The following is a 16,346-nucleotide window of genomic DNA, read 5'->3' as shown; positions in this document are numbered from 1 at the left end:
GGGTTGTACATTTATTTATGCATGTACAACGTTGTACCTCGGCAAGTCGACCGGCGGGGGTTGTAGGGTGCCTCGGCAGGCCTTTAACATTTACTGGCTTTTTGAAGCACATTGAAGGAGACACCGTGTCTTTGTCCCTCTGGTTGCCTACGCCGCCTTAGCGCTACGCCCCCCTCGCAACACGCTTACCGCCCCCTGATTGCGGTTTAATTCTGCCGTGCCTGATTGATCGTCGCGGCGACCCCAAAAACTCTATTGACTACAGACGCACCTGCATGCCTCAGCGTTTGGCGCTGGGCCTCATGCCGTGCCTGCTATGGGTAAATACATGCGCGAACCTATCAAAACCGCCTGGTTATCAAACATCAGGGCGGATGTCCTTGCCGGCCTGGTGGTGGCGCTGGCCCTCATCCCCGAGGCCATTGCGTTTTCCATTATTGCCGGCGTCGACCCCAAGGTCGGTCTTTACGCCTCATTCTGTATTTGTACGGTCATCGCCTTCGTTGGCGGTCGTCCCGCGATGATTTCCGCCGCCACGGGCGCCATGGCGTTGTTGATGGTGAACCTGGTCAAGGACCATGGCCTTCAGTACCTGCTGGTGGCGTCCCTGGTGTGTGGCGTTCTGCAGATAATGGCTGGCTACCTGCGGCTGGGCGAACTGATGCGATTCGTGTCTCGCTCGGTCGTCACCGGCTTTGTGAATGCCCTGGCAATCCTGATCTTCATCGCGCAGCTCCCCGAGCTCACCGGGGTTACCTGGCCGGTTTATGCCATGACCGCGGGAGGCCTGGCGATTATCTACCTCTTCCCCCGCCTGCCCGTGCTCGGGAAACTGCTTCCTTCACCGCTGGTGTGCATCGTTGTACTCACAGCTATTTCAATCAACATGGGCCTGAGCATCCACACAGTGGGAGACATGGGATCGTTGCCCGACAGCTTGCCGGTTTTCATGTGGCCGGATGTCCCGCTGACGCTGGAAACACTGTTGATCGTGCTGTCCTACTCTGCCGCGCTGGCCGTGGTGGGGCTGCTCGAATCGATGATGACAGCGACCATCGTCGACGACCTCACCGACACGGGGAGCGATAAAAACCGTGAGTGCAAAGGCCAGGGTGTCGCCAACATCGCGGCCAGTCTCATCGGTGGCATGGCGGGTTGCGCCATGATCGGGCAGTCGATGATTAACGTGAAATCGGGTGGCCGAACCCGCTTGTCGACCCTGAGCGCAGGGGTGTCCCTGCTGATCATGATGGTCTTCCTGGGTGACTGGCTGGGCCGCATTCCCATGGCAGCATTGGTCGCGGTCATGATCATGGTGTCCATCAGCACCTTTAGCTGGGATTCCATCCGCAACCTCAAGGCGCACCCCCTTCCAACCAACATCGTAATGATCGTCACGGTGGTGGTCGTCGTAGCCACAGACAACCTGGCGTTCGGCGTCATCGCCGGCACCTTGCTCGCGGCGATGTTCTTCGCCAACAAGATCGGGCATGACCTGGAGGTCACGTCCAGCCGCGATCCTGAACATCGTCACCGCACTTACTACGTATCAGGCCAGGTGTTCTTCGCCTCATCGGACCGGTTCTCCAAGGCCTTTGATCTCAAGGAGCCACTGGAAACGCTGGCCATTGACCTGCGCGAGGCCCACGTGTGGGACATTACGGCAGTCGCGGCTCTGGACAAAGTGGTGTTGAAGCTTCGCCGTGAAGGCGTGCAGGTGGACGTGATCGGGATGAATCGGGCGACTGCCACCCTGGTGGACCGCTTCGGCATCCATGACAAACCGGGCAGCGTTCATACACTGATGGGGCATTGACGGCCCGCGATGCGAGCTGTGGCTGTGGCTGCGGAGCGCCCGTCAAGCGCCCGTCCATGCTCCGTTGCCCGTAAAGCCCCGGGGCGATGCGGCGGTACGCGCGTTCGTCCGTTCGAAGGACCTGTTGAACTTCACCGCCGCGCCGATACCGAAGATGCTGAACGATCTGCCCGTGGGCGGCCGCTCTCCCGCACAGCCGTACACGCCCTTGCTCGACCCGATGCGGGTCGAACGATGGCCTGACACTTCGCCCCCTTTTCAGGTAATGCACATGGCAGCAAAGGCTCACCTCGGTTTAAAAAATCATGAAGTTCTGGGGCATTTTCTAGACGCAGCTTCGCACCTGACCGGGGCGGCGGGCGCCATACTGATCCTGCAAGACGAAGACCAATGGCACACGGTAGCGACCCACGGCGCCGCACCGCTGGTGCGTCCGGACGAAATCACCGGCGGTTGGCTGAAGATGATGTTGTCCTACGGTGACGTCGTCGACGTAGGCGCAGCGATGCCCGCTGACACCGTACTGCCTGCCGGGCTCGATCAGATTGTCAACGCATCGCTGGTGTGCGTTGCGATCAGGGATTGCAACGCGGTGCTGGCCGGAGCGGTACTGATGACAATCCCGCTGCCCCATACACGACTCAGCGCCGCACACATCTACGGCCTGCAAACCCATGCCGCCGATCTTTACGACGCGCTGAAGATGGACCCGGCCAACGGGGCCGGCGCGTCTGCGGTGATCGAACGTCTGCGCTTGCTGGAGTCGGTGGTGGTCAACGCCAAGGACGCCATCCTGATCACCGAGGCGGAACCCATCGATTTGCCGGGGCCACGCATTGTTTATTGCAATCCAGCGTTCCTGACCACCACCGGTTTCAGCCTCGACGAGGTCATGGGAAAGACGCCGCGGATTCTGCAATGCCCGGAGACCGATCGCCAGACGCTGCAAAAAATCAGGGATGCGCTGCAACGGTGGGACCCCGTTGAAGTCGAGCTCATCAACACCCGGCGTGACGGCACTCAGTTCTGGGTGCAGCTCAGCATCGTGCCGGTTGCAAACGAGAAAGGCTGGTTCACCCATTGGGTTTCCGTTCAGCGCGACATCACCGAGCGCAAAGACGCAGAGCAGCATTTTCGGCAGGCTCAGCTTGATCGTGAGGAACGCGTGGCGCTCGAGTCGAGGTTGATCGAGAGAGAGCGTATTCAGGACGAGTTGTCCTACGCGGCGTTTCATGACGAGTTGACGCGGCTCAAAAACCGGGGCTATTTCATGGCCCGCATCCATTCGGCCCTAAGCAAAGGGACCACGCAGAAGCCCGGCGCGGCGACGGTGTTGTACCTGGATCTGGATCGATTCAAATACGTCAACGACGGCATGGGCCACCACGCCGGGGACAGCCTGCTGAAAAGCGTTGCCCTCCGCCTGAGCGAATGCATCGATCCCACTGCGGTGATTGCCCGCATCGGAGGCGACGAGTTCGCGATCCTGTTGACTGACGAAGGCCATCAGGAACAGGCCATCGAGACGGCCGAGCGCGTGACCCACGCCTTAAGCCTGCCGACCGCCATCGACGGGCAACAACTCTTTATCTCCTGCAGCATTGGCATTGCGACGCTGGACGTTCAGCACACCACCGCCGAAGACCTGATCCGTGACGCGGACGTGGCCATGTACGCCGCCAAGAAGAAAGGCCGTGGCAGCTGGGCCGTTTTCGACCTCTCGATGCGTCAGGCGTCGATCGACATGCTGCTGATGCAGAACGCGCTCAAGCACGCGATCACCCGCAATGAGTTCTATCTGGTGTACCAGCCGATCTATTCCATTGCGACTGAGACGATCGTAGGCGTTGAAGCCCTGGTCAGGTGGCGCCACTCGACTCTCGGCATCATCGCGCCGGATGTGTTCATCAGCGTCGCAGAGGACATTGGCGTCATCTGCGACCTTGGGCAGTGGGTCATGCGCAGCGCGTGTCGCGAAGTCAAGAAATGGAGTGACGCCGCCGGAGCAGTCACCCTCAAGCTGAACGTCAACGTGTCCGGCGTTGAACTGAACCGCAGCGACTTCGTCACGCAGGTCGCCGAGATTATCGCCGAGACCGGATTCGATGCCCGCGCCCTGCAGATCGAGATCACCGAGTCAGTGTTCCTCCATGAGCCGGAGATTGTGGCCAAAACCCTTGAAGACCTTCGCGCTCAAGGCATCCGCATTGCGCTGGACGATTTCGGCACCGGGTACAGCTCCCTTGGTTACATCGACCGCTACCCCATTGACGCGATCAAGATCGACCGTTCTTTTGTCACGCGCATGATGAAACATGAACGCAGCGTTGCCATCGTCAACAGTATTTTGTCGCTGGGGCAGGCACTGGACCTGGCGATTGTCGCCGAGGGCGTCGAGACCCTTGGCCAGCTGGATCAGCTCAGGGAATTGGGCTGCCCTTACGCCCAGGGTTTCCTGCTCAGCCCGCCGGTGCTGGCTGAAGATGTGCTGGCGATGCTGATGACGAGCAAACGCCAGCCCCTCCCTTGATGCGTTAGCCACTTGAAGCTGCCGTTGCCAGGGCCACGTGCTGTATGAGTTGGGAGCGCTTACGCGGCTTAAACGATGTCGTCAACCACACCGCCATCAACCCGCAGCGCTGCGCCGGTAGTGGCCGATGCCTGGGGCGAGCACACGTAGACGATCATATTGGCGACCTCTTCGACGGTGGCGGCACGCTGAATAATCGAGCTGGGACGGTGCTCGGTTACGAAGGCCTTGGTCACTTCCTCCAGGGATTTGCCCTTGCACGCCACTTCACTTTGCATCATGGCGGCAACGCCATCGGACAAGGTCGGCCCCGGCAGCACGCTGTTGACCGTTACCCCGCTGCCCGCAACCCGTTTCGCAAGGCCCCGGGCCAAGGCCAACTGCGCGGTCTTGGAGACGCCGTAGTGAATCATGTCAGCGGGGATGTTGCGTGCGGACTCGGACGACACGAACACCACCCTGCCCCATTTCCTGGCCACCATTGCCGGGAGCAGTGCGCGACTCAGGCGTACCCCTGACATCACGTTGGTCTGCCAGTAGCTGTCCCACACCTCATCTTCGGTTTCAAAAAAATCCTGGGGGCCATAGATCCCGGCGTTGTTGACCAAGACGTCGATAGGCCCGGCCTCCTGCAGCAGCGTTTGAACACCGCCTGCATCACTTAGATCTGCGGCGACGCCGGTAATCGTGGCACCGGGCACAGCGCTCATCAGTCGGGCAATTGCTTGCTTGACCGAGCTTTCACTGCGGCCATTGATCACCACCTCGGCACCCGCCTCGGCCAGACCTTTGGCAATCGCGAAACCGATGCCGCCGGTTGACGCGGTGACCAGCGCACGTTTGCTATTCAGCTGAATGTTCATTTCCACTCCGTCACATTTGGGTTGGGGGCAGTACAGAACTCACCCTATTTGAGCTGCCACGGCTTGCATAGACGCAATCGCGTCTTTCGCCATCGAGTGGCCACAAGCCGCGTCTCAGAGCCTTTTGCCAGCATTTACCGTTCGTCACTCCCGGCCAATCTCTTTGAACGACAGGCCGGTACGGTCGTACTAAATCTGGCGCATATATGTCCCTATCTGCACCTCATTCTTCTGGAGAACCCATGAAAGCCATTATTTACAACGGTCCTTACGACGTCAGCGTTCAGAACGTTCCCGATGCCAAAATCGAAAAAGCGACTGACGTGCTGGTACGCATTACCACGACCAACATCTGCGGCTCCGATTTGCACATGTATGAAGGCCGCACCAGCTTCGAAACGGGCCGGATTCTGGGTCACGAGAACCTGGGCGAAGTCATCGAAGTGGGCGCCGCAGTTGATCGCGTGAAAGTGGGCGACATGGTCTGCCTGCCGTTCAATATCGGTTGCGGCTTCTGCGAAAACTGCGAGCGTGGTCTCACCGGATACTGCCTGACCGTCAACCCCGGCAGTGCTGGCGGCGCGTATGGTTTTGCCGAGATGGGGCCTTACGAGGGCGGCCAGGCCGAACTGCTGCGCGTGCCGTATGGCGACTTCAACTGCCTGGTGCTGCCTGAAGATGCCAAGGAGAAAGAAGACGACTACGTCATGCTGTCTGACATCCTCCCAACCGGCTGGCACGCGACAGAGTTGTCCGGCTTGCTGCCAGGTGAAAGCATCGCGATCTACGGCGCTGGCCCGGTCGGACTGATGGCCGCCCATGCCGCAATGATCAAAGGTGCCTCGCAAGTCTTTGTGGTCGACAACCATCCAGACCGTCTGGCACTCGCGGCCAAGCTGGGCGCCACGCCGATCAACACGGCACAGACCCAGGCCGTGGAGCAGATCATGAATCTCACCAATGGCAAGGGCACTGACCGTGGCTGCGAATGCGTGGGCTATCAGTGCTGCGACAAGCATGGCCATGAAGCCAATCACGAAACCATGAACAACCTGGTCGCCTCCACCAAGCCCACCGGCGGTATCGGCGTCGTGGGTGTCTTCGTGCCCCAGGATCCCAACGCTGCAAGTGATCTGGCGAAAGAAGGCAAGATGGCCTTCGACTTCGGTTCCTTCTGGTTCAAGGGTCAGCAGATCCGTACTGGCCAGGCCAACGTCAAGGCATACAACCGTCGCCTCGCCGAGCTGATCCACCATGACCGCGCCAAGCCGTCGCAGATCATTTCCCACAGCCTGAAGTTGTCCGAAGGTCCGGACGCCTACAAGCACTTTGATCAGCGGGACGACGGCTGGACCAAAGTGGTGCTCAAGCCTTCGGCATAACCCTTCTGCACCCTCCGTTGAGGCGCTGTGACACTGGCGCCTCGACGACCCTTCCCTGGCGATCCAGTTCTCCTTGATCCAGAGGCGCAAAGGCACATCCCTGCGCGGTACGAAAACTGCATTTGCTCATCCAATCGCCAATTAGATGACGCCTGACATGACGCTGGTTCGATTTTTTTCCACAAGATTGACACCCAAAGCGCTGTCCAACTCGCTAATAGGTTTCATCGCATTAGTCTGTGTACTTTTAGTGCTCGCCACCGCCTGGCAGATGCAGCAATCGGCCAATGAGCGAGTGGACGCGGCGAAAGTGTCTGTCTCGAACATAGTCCTCGCCGCCGAACAGTTGGCGCGTGACACGATGCTGCAGGCCGATAACACCTTACAAGACATCGCAGAGCGCGTGGCCCATGACGGGATCATTGCTGATCAACAAACTCGCCTGACGACCTTATTGGCTCGACAGGTCGAACGTATTGACGGAATTCAAGGGCTGTTCATCTTCGATGCAGAGGGCAATTGGGTTGCAAACTCTTTTTCTCAGGGCTTACAGACCAAAAACAACAGTGATCGCGCTTACTTCATTTACCATCGGGACAACACCAGCCAGGCGATCCATATTGGTTCTATCGTTGAGAGCAGAACCACCGGAGAACTGATCATCCCCATCAGCCGCCGCATTGAATCGTCCGATGGAACATTTGCGGGCGTCGCGCTCGCCACGATTCCTGTTGCCTATTTTCAAAGCTTCTTCAAGCGGGTAGACATCGATAACGATGGGGTCATCTTCCTCGCTCTCGACAAAGGCGAATTGCTTGCACGGCGTCCGACGGTGGATGCGCTGATGACAACCAATATTTCAAGGGGAGATATTTTCAGTCGCTATCTTCCCCATAGCGATAGTGGCACTGCGATTATCAAATCGGTCGTGGATGGCGTAGAAAGGATATATGCCTATCGTCGGCTATCGGGACTGCCCATCGTCGCAGCGGCCGGGATCTCATATCAGCAAGTGTTCGCGCCGTGGTGGTCATATGTTTTCCATTCCATGATCGTTATGGGGGTGATCATTTTAGCGATGGCGTTGCTGGGCGGGTTGCTGTACCGCCAGATCCAGCAGCTGCTTGTTGCAGAAAGCGAACTCAATGCGGCGCAGGACAAACTGGAAATCATTGCAATGACGGACAGTTTGACGTCATTGGCCAACAGGCGAAGTTTCGATGTTGCCCTTAAGAAAGAATGGGGCCGCGCGCTCAGAAACCAGTCAAGTCTTGCCGTGATCCTGTTGGACATAGACTGGTTCAAACAATACAACGATCACTACGGCCACCTGCCGGGCGATGACTGCCTTGTTGAAGTGGCTGCACTCATTGCGCAAAGTGCCAGCCGGCCTTTCGATATAGCCGCTCGTTACGGCGGCGAAGAATTTGTGATTTTGCTTCCTGAAACGGAGCTGGCGGGTGCCATTGTGGTGGCTGAAAAAGTGAGACGCTCGATAGAACAGGCGCAGATTCAACATTCAACAAGCGCCCTGGGCATCATTACGATCAGCGCTGGCGTCGTCGCGGTATGCCCGACTGACAAAAATAGCCACAGAGACAGCATGGCCGAGGCTGACCGTCTGCTGTACTGCGCAAAGATTAACGGGCGCAATTGTATAGAAGCCGCTTCATACCAGCGCGTCCCATCGGTGGTTTGCTGTGAATCGAATGGTGGATGATCGCGCTCAGGGTTGATGCGCGGCTGAATCCCCAGGCGCTCAGGGCTATGTCAAAGGCGACGGTCATCCGCGCATCAACCGGTCATGCCCCTGTCAACGGGAGGCCCCCAGGCTTCCGCGCATTTCGGCAATCATGTCCAGCAAGATAATTTTGACCGCCTGGGCCGGCACCGACAGCGGCAGATGCCCGGACAGGCACAGCGCCAGAGGCGCCTCGATCTCGGGTTCGACGATGCGGGTCAGGTGCACGTCCTGGTGCTGCTGCATCGCCCGCGCGGCGGACTCGGGCAGCACGGTCGATCCGAAGCGTTCGGCAACGGCGGTTGCAAGGGTCGAGGCCGATTCGACTTCGGCGATCACCTTCGCGCTGAGGTTGAGTTTCATCAGTGCATCGTCCACCAGCCGCCGCATGATGTTGTAGGTGCGCGGCAGCAGCAGGTCGAGCGCGGCCAGCTCGGTCAGCGGAATGCTCGGCTGGGCAGCAAACTGCGGATCGGCGCTGACCAGGTACAACTGCTCGCGCAGCAGGGGCGTGAAGCTCAGGCCGTGGATTTCGCGACCGCCGTACAGCACCGCCATGTCCATGCGCCCGTTCATGATCAGCTCACTGAGCGTGGTGCCAAAGTTTTCGTTGAGGTAGAGAAGGATCCCCGGATGCTGCTCTCGCACGCGGCGCAGCAGCGGCACCGACAGCGCCGAGGCCGCCGTGCCGGGGGCCAGTCCCACCGACACCTGACCTGACAAGGCATGGCCGGTGGCGTTGACATCGCTTTGCGCCTGTTCGCATTGACGCAGGATCAACTGCGCATGCCCGTAGAGGACCTTGCCGGCTTCGGTCGGGGTCACGCCGCGCTTGGTGCGGATCAGCAACTGCTGCTGCACCTCGGTCTCGAGCGTCACCAGCTGTTGGCTGAGTGCCGGTTGTGCGATGTGCAGGACGTTGGCCGCCTGGGTCATGCTGCCGATGTCGACAATCTTGACGAAGTACTTCAAACGGCGAAAATTCACGCGGTCACACCTTTGTTTAAGATCATTGCCTTGCCAGAGCAAGAGCCGCGCCAGCCGGTGAAATCCAGGCCCACGCGCAGGTCATCGCCTTTACCTATGGTCCGCGCCGGGCGCTCCAGCATCGAACCCGCACGCGGCACCCTCCTCCCTCCCACCAAATTGGTGCAGCCCGGCCCCCGGGGTGCGTCATAAGGAGGCCTTATCCGTCCAGAACAAAGACGTCTTTCTGCCTGCGCGCCTCAGCTCTTAAATTAGCCTACCGACACCCGAGGAGCGGCCGCATGCCTGCCTGTCATCCGTATCGTAGCACCCGCCCATGACCCGCGCTGAAACCCGACCTTTGACGTTTCGCCAGGCACTGCTGGCCATGCTCGGGGTCTCGCTGGTGCTGATGTTGTCGGCCCTCGACCAGACCGTCATCGGCAACGCGCTGCCCACTATCGTCAGCGAGCTGAACGGTTTTGATCTGTACGCCTGGGTGGCAACCGGCTACCTGCTGACCTCGATCGTGACCATTCCGATCTTCGGCCGCCTCGGTGATTACTACGGGCGCAAGCCTTTCGTCATCGCCGCCACGCTGATCTTTATCTTCGCCTCCGTGCTGTGCGCGCTGGCCAACGGGATGGTTGCGCTGGTGGCCGGACGCGCGCTGCAGGGCATCGGCGGCGGCATGCTGGTCGGTACGGCATTCGCGTGCGTCCCTGAACTGTTTCCCGACACCCGCCAGCGCCTGCGCTGGCAGATCATGCTCAGCGCGCTGTTCAGCGTGGTCAATGCCATCGGGCCGGGGCTGGGTGGTTTCATGACCGCGCATTTTGGCTGGCGCTCGGTGTTCTGGCTGAACCTGCCGCTGGGGGCGCTGGCGTTGTATTTCGCCTGGCGCCATTTGCCGTGGTACCGGCCGGCCTCCACCGGGACGATTCGCATGGACTGGACCGGGGCCGTCCTGATCGCGCTGGGCCTGGGCGCTCTGCAACTGTTCGTCGAATGGCTGGGGCATTCCAGCGCGGCGGTGTGCACGGCGCTGGGCGCTATCAGCCTGGCGGCGTTCACGGCGCTGTGGTTTCAGGAGCGACGCAGTGCGGCGCCCCTGCTGCCCGGTCCGCTGTTTGCCGATCACAGCATGCGGGTGCTGTTCATCCTCGCGCTGCTGGCCGGCGCGGTGATGTTCACCCTCTTGTTTTACCTGCCGCTGTTGCTGCAAGGGGGCTATGGCTATTCACCGCAACAGGCCGGCGTGTTGATTACACCATTGGCGCTGAGCATCACCCTGGGGGCGATCGTCAACAGTCGGATCATGACGCGCCTGCGCAATCCCAATCGCCTGCCCCAGGCCGGTTTCGCCACCCTGGGGGTTGCCTGTCTTGGCCTGGCGCTGAGCGGCCCGAGCGCCGGGTTCAACACCCTGCTGGGGTTGATCCTGCTGGCGGGCCTGGGTCTGGGGTTCATCTTTCTCAACCTGTCGGTGTTCACCCAGACCCTGGTGCAGCGACAGTACCTGGGCATTGCGACCGCGCTGCAGCAATCGCTGCGACTGGTCGGCGGCCTGCTGGGCACGGCGTGCATGGGTGCGCTGGTGAACGTGCTGTATGCCTGGCACCTCGGCCGCTTGCTGACCCAGGCCGGTCAGACTGAGGCACTGTCGTTGCTGAGTGATCCGCAAGTGCTGTCCCAGGGTGCGAACGCGCCAGGTCCTGCACTGCTCAGTCCTGCACTGCTGACGCTCGGACGCACGGCATTGGTCGAGGCCATGTCCATGGGGCTGGCGACCTGCGCCGTGCTGACCGTCATCGCGCTGTGGATATTGCGGCGGCTGCCCACGGTGCAACTGATGCCCGCTCCAGGTCACGCGGCAGGCGCCACGTCATGAACCCGACCCTTTTCTTATCCCCCTGCGCTACAGGAATTTCCCCATGAACAGCAGTCCGCAGCCGCTCGGTGCCTCCCCTGCCCCCGCGCTGCTTTTGACCGACGGGCTCGCCAAGGTCTCGATGATCGGCAGTCGTGCGTTTCTCATCGATGCTCCGGGCGATTTCGATCTGGCCGCGCAACGGCGCATCTGGGCCTTGAGCAACGCGCTGCAGCGCGAAGACGATATCGAGGAGCTGGTGCCGGGCATGACCAATCTGCTGGTGGTGCTCAAGCAAACGCCTCCCGCGCCGGACCTGATCATCGAACGACTGCGCGAAGCCTGGAGCCTGGCGCGAGAGCTCGACCTACCGGGCCGGCTGATCGAGATTCCGACCTGCTACGGGGGCGAACACGCCATCGACCTGCCAGCCATCTGCGACTTTTCCGGGCTGCCCGCCACCGAGGTGATACGGCGTCATCATCAGGCGACCTACACCGTGTTTGCGGTCGCCAGCGCGCCGGGCTTCGGCTATCTCGCAGGCCTCGATCCGGCCATCTACATGCCACGCAAGAAGGTCCCTTCGCTGAACATGCGCAAAGGCATGGTCACCATCGGCGGCATGCAATCAGGGCTTTCGGTACTCGACGGCCCCAATGGCTGGAACGCCCTGGGCAGCGCCGATCTGGCGATGTTCGACCCCTATGCCAGCGTTCCCGCCACCCTTGCACCGGGTGACACCGTACGTTTTTTGCCTGAAAGGATCGAACTGTGATCGAGATTATCGCCAGCGGCCCCCTCAACACGGTGCAGGACCTCGGGCGCCGCGGTTATCGCAACATCGGCGTCGCAACCGCCGGTGCCATGGACCCGGTCGCCCTGCGGGTCGGCAACCTGATGCTCGGCAACGCCGACAACTGTGCCGCCATCGAAATCCAGACCTTTCCCTTCAAGGTGCGCTTTACCCGCACCCTGGCAATCGCGCTGACCGGTGCTGACTGCAAGGCGCGTCTTGATGGCCAACCCATGCTGCCCTGGTGGGCTTGTACCGTGCAGGCCGGTCAGGAACTGGAGCTCAGTTTCCCCAAGGGTGGCGCCCGTGGCTACTTGTGTGTCAGCGGCGGTATCGACGTGCCGGTGCTGATGGGCTCGCGCAGCACGTCGCTGCGGGGCAACTTCGGCGGTCACGAAGGCCGGACTCTGACTGCCGGTGACACGCTGGCGGTGCTCGACGGACCTCTGCCAGCGTTGCCAGCCGGAGGGTTTGGGGTGACACCGCCAGGCCAGGCCTTGCGCGAGCACTTCCCGGTGGACGACGATGGGGCGCTGCTGCTACGGGCGATTCCGGCGGGTGAGTACGCGTTGTTCCAGGCCGATGCCGAGCGCTTCTGGGCGCAGAGCTGGAAGATCTCGGCGCAAAGCAACCGCACCGGCTATCGCCTGTCAGGGCTGGCGATCCAGCCGGAAACCGTGGTCGAAATGCGTTCCTATGGGCTGGTCCCCGGTATCGTCCAGGTGCCGCCTGCTGGCGAGCCGATCATTCAGATGAGCGACGCCAACACCGCTGGCGGTTACCCGAAGATCGCCGGGATTATCGAGGTGGACCTGTGGCGGTTGGGGCAGGCACCGATCGGCAGCCGGATTCGTCTGGTCAAGGCAGACACCCAGGATGCAATCGCTGCCGAACAGGCGCTTGAAGGATATTTGCAGGGGGTGGGCCGGATGCTGCAGGCGCTGGCCCTGCGCTGATAGAAGGCGGGCTTGCCGGCAACAGGGCCTTGGCGGGCCCCATCGTCGACAAGCCAAATCAACTCAAATCACTTCAGCCCCGCACAGAACTCGGCGATGCGGTCACAGCCTTCGCCGAGCACGTCGAGGCTGGTGGCATAGGACAGCCGGAAGTACGGACTCATGCCGTAGGCAGCGCCCTGCACCGTGGTCACATGGTGCTCCTCCATCAAGGCCATGACGAAATCCGTGTCGTTGCCGATTCGGCGGCCACCGCGGGAGGTCCGGCCGATCAGCGCCGAGATGTTCGGGAACAGATAGAACGCGCCTTCCGGCTTGTGGCACTGCAACCCGGGAATATCCGCCAGCCGCCCGAGGACGAAATCGCGGCGCTGCTGATAGATCGCCGCGCGCTCCTTGAGCAATTGCTGAGGGCCATCGAGCACGGCAATCGCCGCCGCCTGGGTCAGGGTGCAGATCCCGCCGCTGTTCTGGGTGTTGACATTGCTCATCGCTTTGACCAGATCCGCCGGGCCACCGCAGAAGCCCATGCGCCAGCCGGTCATGGCATACGCCTTGGACACACCGTTGACGGTCAACACGCGGTCGAGCAGACGCGGTTCGACGTCCCCGATGGTGCAGAACTCGAAATCGTCGTAGATCAGGTGCTCGTACATGTCGTCAGTCATGATCCACACGTGCTCATGACGCAGCATCACCGACGCAATGGCGGCCATCTCGGCCCGCGAGCACGCCGAACCCGTCGGGTTGCTCGGGTAGTTGAGCAGAAGCCACTTGGTCTTCGGCGTGACGGCCGCTTCGAGGTCTTCGGGGCGCAGTTTGAAGGCATTGGCCTGGGTGCAATTGACCGGCACCGGCACCCCCCCGGCGAACTTGACGATGTCGGCGTAGCTGATCCACGCCGGGGTGGGAATCAACACCTCATCGCCCGGGTTGATGGTCGCCAGCATGGCATTGAAGATGATCTGCTTGCCGCCGCCCGCAGTGAGGATCTGGGTAACGTCGTAGTCGAGATTGTTATCGCGCTTGAACTTGCGCTGAATCGCCGCGCGCAAGGCCGGCGTGCCGTCGGTGGGCGGGTATTTGGTGTCACCGGCACGGGCCGCCGCATAGGCGGCGTCGATGGCGTGCTCGGGCGTGGGGAAGTCGGGCTCGCCGGTCGACAAGCCAATGACCTTGATGCCTTGGGCGGCCAGGTCACGGGCTTTCTGGGTCATGGCCACGGACGCGGAAACGGAAACGTTTTTCAAGCGATCAGCGATAGCAGGCATTGTCATCAGTCTTCGTGGTTGCGGGATCGGGGGGCAAAACAAGCATAAAAGCAAACGTCCGACGGGCTCCAATAGCGCTTTACTGTGGTGACATAACCTAAATGGATGGCCCACTTCACCGTGCCGCAGATGCACCAAGGCCCGGCATGATTGCCGGGCCTTGGTGGCGCGAGTCAGCCTGGGCGCTTATTGCGTGGCCGAGCCGCCCGAGGTCTGCTTGATCAGCGTCAGGGCCTTCTGACCGCTGCGCGCGCAGTTGTCCAGATCACCCTTGGCCTCGTAAGCCTTGGCCTCGGCAATCAGCTGATTGACCTCGGACGAAGGGCCGGTGACAGACGAAGGCTTGGTGATCGCCGCTTGATCGGCGAGCTTCTGCAACTGCAGCGAGCACAGGTCCTCAGCGGCCATCGCACTGCCGGCGACCATCATTGCCGCAACAACCATTAATCGTTTCATTGCACAGTCTCCCTGATTCATGGATAAACCCGGCCCGCCATCGGGTGGTCATTCAAGCGGTTCGAATTTCAGTGCGCTGAGCTTCTGCACCTTCTCTTCGCGCACCATCTTGTATTCGGTGTTCGGCCCGATCCACTTGGCCCAGATCTGGTCGATCTCGCCAGCGGTCTCCATGGCCATCAGCGCGTCGTTGACCTTCGCCAACAGGGCGGGCTCTTCCAGGCGCATGCCGACGCTCACCGGTTCAAGCGCCATCGGCTCTTTGACGATGCCCAGCTCGACACCGCCGGCCCCGGCCTGAGCGACCAGCTTGGCCGCCGACATGGCATTGGTCACCACGCCCAGCACCTTGTTCTGCTGCACCGCCAGGTACGCCGAACCGGTGTCCTGGAAGGTCACCGGGGTGGCCTTGGCCATGCGAATCGACTGCTCGGAGGTCGAGCCCTTGGTGGCGCTGATGCGCTTGCCTTCGAAGTACGAACGCGGTTGGTCCGCCAGCGGCTTCTTGACCACGAGCATTTCCTTGGCCACGTAGTAAGGGTCGCTGAACTGGATCTGCTGGGCGCGGGTCTTGGTGTACGCCAGATTGGCGATGACCACATCGACGCGGCCCATCTTCACTTCCGGCACCCGTGCTTCGCCCGACAGTGGCTTGAGTTCCACCTTCACGCCCAGGTGCTTGGCCAGCGTGGTGCACAAGTCCACGTCCATGCCTTCGAGCACGCGGGTTTGTGGATTGGGCGAAGAGAACGGCGGCACATCGGAGTAAACGCCGCAGCTCAGGGTTTGTTTGGCCTGGATATCCGCCCACTGATCGGCGTGAGCCGCCATGGCGATTACCGGGGTGACGATCAGGGCCAGACAGGCCGATTTGATTCGCATGCATCCATCCTCAAAAGTGTGTTGTGTGGGCGGCAGCCTGAGCGCGCGGGGATGCCGCGCAAGGGTCGTGGGCGGCTCTGACGGCGCCTCAATGAGAACGTAGATCGCTGATGAAACGTTGCGCGCGAGGGTGCGCGGGCTGGCTGAAAAACACTTCGGGCGTGGCTTTCTCGAGAATCTGTCCCGCGTCCATGAACCAGATGGTGTCGGCCACTTCGCGAGCGAAGTGCATCTCGTGGGTCACGCACATCATGGTCATGCCCTCCTTTGCCAGCCCGCGCATCACGCTCAGCACTTCCCCGACCATTTCCGGATCGAGGGCACTGGTGGGTTCGTCGAACAGCATCACCGGCGGCTCCATGGCCAGCGCCCGGGCGATGGCCACGCGCTGCTGCTGCCCGCCCGACAACTGCCCGGGGTAGGCACCCGCCTTGTGGGCCATGCCGACACGATCCAGCAGCTCCATCGCTTGCTTCTTCGCGGCCGAGCCCTTGATGCCTCTGACCTTGGTCGGCGACAGCACGACGTTGTCGAGCACCGAGAGATGCGGGAACAGGTTGAAGCTCTGGAACACGAAGCCGATGCGGCTGCGCAGGCGATTGACGTTGGCATCGGTGCCGTGGATGTCGTGGCCTTCGAACAGAATCTGTCCGCCCTGGATGGCCTCGAGGCGATTGACGGTTCGGATCAGCGTCGATTTGCCCGAGCCCGAGGGGCCGCAGACCACCACCACTTCACCCTTGGAGATTTCCGCGTTGATGGTGGTCAGGGCACGGTACTCGCCGTACCACTTGTCGATGTTGGAAAACGTGATCATGGG

General features: G+C 61.1%; 13 protein-coding genes. 7 read left to right on the top strand and 6 right to left on the bottom strand.

The window, feature by feature from the left end; translation table 11 throughout:
* Positions 1 to 328 precede the first annotated feature (328 nt).
* Both AC07VF_RS05450 and AC07VF_RS05445 read left to right on the top strand, forming a co-directional pair.
* Positions 329 to 1,816: a SulP family inorganic anion transporter gene (locus AC07VF_RS05450; protein ID WP_495009342.1), complete on the top strand. Its 1,488-nt coding sequence runs from the start codon at positions 329 to 331 to the stop codon at positions 1,814 to 1,816.
* A gap of 271 nt (positions 1,817 to 2,087) precedes the next feature.
* The gene (locus AC07VF_RS05445) at positions 2,088 to 4,346 is read left to right on the top strand and encodes a putative bifunctional diguanylate cyclase/phosphodiesterase (RefSeq protein ID WP_495009343.1); all 2,259 of its coding nucleotides are present in this window, start codon (positions 2,088 to 2,090) and stop codon (positions 4,344 to 4,346) included.
* A gap of 68 nt (positions 4,347 to 4,414) precedes the next feature.
* Here the strand turns inward: AC07VF_RS05445 and AC07VF_RS05440 are convergent, their stop codons facing one another.
* Entirely contained in the window at positions 4,415 to 5,209 is a 795-nt protein-coding gene (locus AC07VF_RS05440) for an SDR family NAD(P)-dependent oxidoreductase (protein WP_495009344.1), read from the bottom strand.
* 242 nt (positions 5,210 to 5,451) lie between these two features.
* Here AC07VF_RS05440 and AC07VF_RS05435 point away from each other — a divergent pair, with 242 nt between their 5' ends.
* Together AC07VF_RS05435 and AC07VF_RS05430 are read left to right on the top strand one after the other, a co-directional pair.
* Complete coding sequence (locus tag AC07VF_RS05435) at positions 5,452 to 6,591, top strand: glutathione-independent formaldehyde dehydrogenase (RefSeq protein WP_192174678.1); 1,140 nt, start codon at positions 5,452 to 5,454, stop codon at positions 6,589 to 6,591.
* A 157-nt stretch (positions 6,592 to 6,748) separates the two neighbouring features.
* Positions 6,749 to 8,311 (top strand): sensor domain-containing diguanylate cyclase, encoded by a 1,563-nt coding sequence (locus AC07VF_RS05430; protein ID WP_495009345.1) that lies wholly within the window; start codon positions 6,749 to 6,751, stop codon positions 8,309 to 8,311.
* 93 nt (positions 8,312 to 8,404) lie between these two features.
* Here AC07VF_RS05430 and nac read toward each other — a convergent pair whose 3' ends face one another.
* Positions 8,405 to 9,319: a nitrogen assimilation transcriptional regulator NAC gene (nac, locus tag AC07VF_RS05425; protein WP_192174731.1), complete on the bottom strand. Its 915-nt coding sequence runs from the start codon at positions 9,317 to 9,319 to the stop codon at positions 8,405 to 8,407.
* Positions 9,320 to 9,635: 316 nt separating this feature from the next.
* Here nac and AC07VF_RS05420 point away from each other — a divergent pair, with 316 nt between their 5' ends.
* From AC07VF_RS05420 to AC07VF_RS05410, 3 genes are read left to right on the top strand one after another with little or no spacing between them, the layout of a single operon-like run.
* Positions 9,636 to 11,189: an MFS transporter gene (locus AC07VF_RS05420; protein WP_495009346.1), complete on the top strand. Its 1,554-nt coding sequence runs from the start codon at positions 9,636 to 9,638 to the stop codon at positions 11,187 to 11,189.
* 43 nt (positions 11,190 to 11,232) lie between these two features.
* Positions 11,233 to 11,943 carry a 5-oxoprolinase subunit PxpB gene (gene pxpB, locus AC07VF_RS05415; protein WP_495009347.1) on the top strand — a complete coding sequence of 237 codons (711 nt, stop codon included), beginning with the start codon at positions 11,233 to 11,235 and terminating at the stop codon, positions 11,941 to 11,943.
* Positions 11,940 to 12,917 (top strand): 5-oxoprolinase subunit C family protein, encoded by a 978-nt coding sequence (locus AC07VF_RS05410; protein WP_495009348.1) that lies wholly within the window; start codon positions 11,940 to 11,942, stop codon positions 12,915 to 12,917. Before pxpB ends, AC07VF_RS05410 begins: the two co-directional genes overlap by 4 nt.
* A 68-nt stretch (positions 12,918 to 12,985) precedes the next feature.
* Here AC07VF_RS05410 and AC07VF_RS05405 read toward each other — a convergent pair whose 3' ends face one another.
* The 4 genes from AC07VF_RS05405 to AC07VF_RS05390 all read right to left on the bottom strand — a co-directional run bounded on the left by AC07VF_RS05405 (position 12,986) and on the right by AC07VF_RS05390 (position 16,343).
* Positions 12,986 to 14,194, bottom strand: coding sequence for a pyridoxal phosphate-dependent aminotransferase (locus tag AC07VF_RS05405; RefSeq protein ID WP_495009349.1), 1,209 nt, complete (start codon positions 14,192 to 14,194; stop codon positions 12,986 to 12,988).
* 180 nt (positions 14,195 to 14,374) lie between these two features.
* Positions 14,375 to 14,644 carry a PA2433 domain-containing protein gene (locus tag AC07VF_RS05400; protein ID WP_192174674.1) on the bottom strand — a complete coding sequence of 90 codons (270 nt, stop codon included), beginning with the start codon at positions 14,642 to 14,644 and terminating at the stop codon, positions 14,375 to 14,377.
* Positions 14,645 to 14,692: 48 nt separating this feature from the next.
* Positions 14,693 to 15,526 (bottom strand): ABC transporter substrate-binding protein, encoded by an 834-nt coding sequence (locus tag AC07VF_RS05395; protein WP_423571488.1) that lies wholly within the window; start codon positions 15,524 to 15,526, stop codon positions 14,693 to 14,695.
* Positions 15,527 to 15,614: 88 nt separating this feature from the next.
* The gene (locus AC07VF_RS05390; RefSeq protein ID WP_495009374.1) at positions 15,615 to 16,343 is read right to left on the bottom strand and encodes an amino acid ABC transporter ATP-binding protein; all 729 of its coding nucleotides are present in this window, start codon (positions 16,341 to 16,343) and stop codon (positions 15,615 to 15,617) included.
* Positions 16,344 to 16,346: the final 3 nt, after the last annotated feature.

The organism is Pseudomonas sp. GW821-FHT02H06, assembly GCF_059421525.1.
Note: the sequence above shows the minus strand (reverse complement) of the source record. Positions and strands in the feature narration are given on the sequence as shown.

What these genes read in the sequence shown, in the direction of transcription:
- AC07VF_RS05405 (WP_495009349.1), bottom strand. Translation starts at nt 14,194, where the DNA reads ATGACAATGCCTGCTATCGCTGATCGCTTGAAAAACGTTTCCGTTTCC.
- AC07VF_RS05400 (WP_192174674.1), bottom strand. Translation starts at nt 14,644, where the DNA reads ATGAAACGATTAATGGTTGTTGCGGCAATGATGGTCGCCGGCAGTGCG.
- AC07VF_RS05430 (WP_495009345.1), top strand. Translation starts at nt 6,749, where the DNA reads ATGACGCTGGTTCGATTTTTTTCCACAAGATTGACACCCAAAGCGCTG.
- AC07VF_RS05390 (WP_495009374.1), bottom strand. Translation starts at nt 16,343, where the DNA reads ATGATCACGTTTTCCAACATCGACAAGTGGTACGGCGAGTACCGTGCC.
- AC07VF_RS05445 (WP_495009343.1), top strand. Translation starts at nt 2,088, where the DNA reads ATGGCAGCAAAGGCTCACCTCGGTTTAAAAAATCATGAAGTTCTGGGG.
- AC07VF_RS05450 (WP_495009342.1), top strand. Translation starts at nt 329, where the DNA reads ATGCGCGAACCTATCAAAACCGCCTGGTTATCAAACATCAGGGCGGAT.
- AC07VF_RS05420 (WP_495009346.1), top strand. Translation starts at nt 9,636, where the DNA reads ATGACCCGCGCTGAAACCCGACCTTTGACGTTTCGCCAGGCACTGCTG.
- AC07VF_RS05440 (WP_495009344.1), bottom strand. Translation starts at nt 5,209, where the DNA reads ATGAACATTCAGCTGAATAGCAAACGTGCGCTGGTCACCGCGTCAACC.
- pxpB (WP_495009347.1), top strand. Translation starts at nt 11,233, where the DNA reads ATGAACAGCAGTCCGCAGCCGCTCGGTGCCTCCCCTGCCCCCGCGCTG.
- AC07VF_RS05435 (WP_192174678.1), top strand. Translation starts at nt 5,452, where the DNA reads ATGAAAGCCATTATTTACAACGGTCCTTACGACGTCAGCGTTCAGAAC.
- AC07VF_RS05395 (WP_423571488.1), bottom strand. Translation starts at nt 15,526, where the DNA reads ATGCGAATCAAATCGGCCTGTCTGGCCCTGATCGTCACCCCGGTAATC.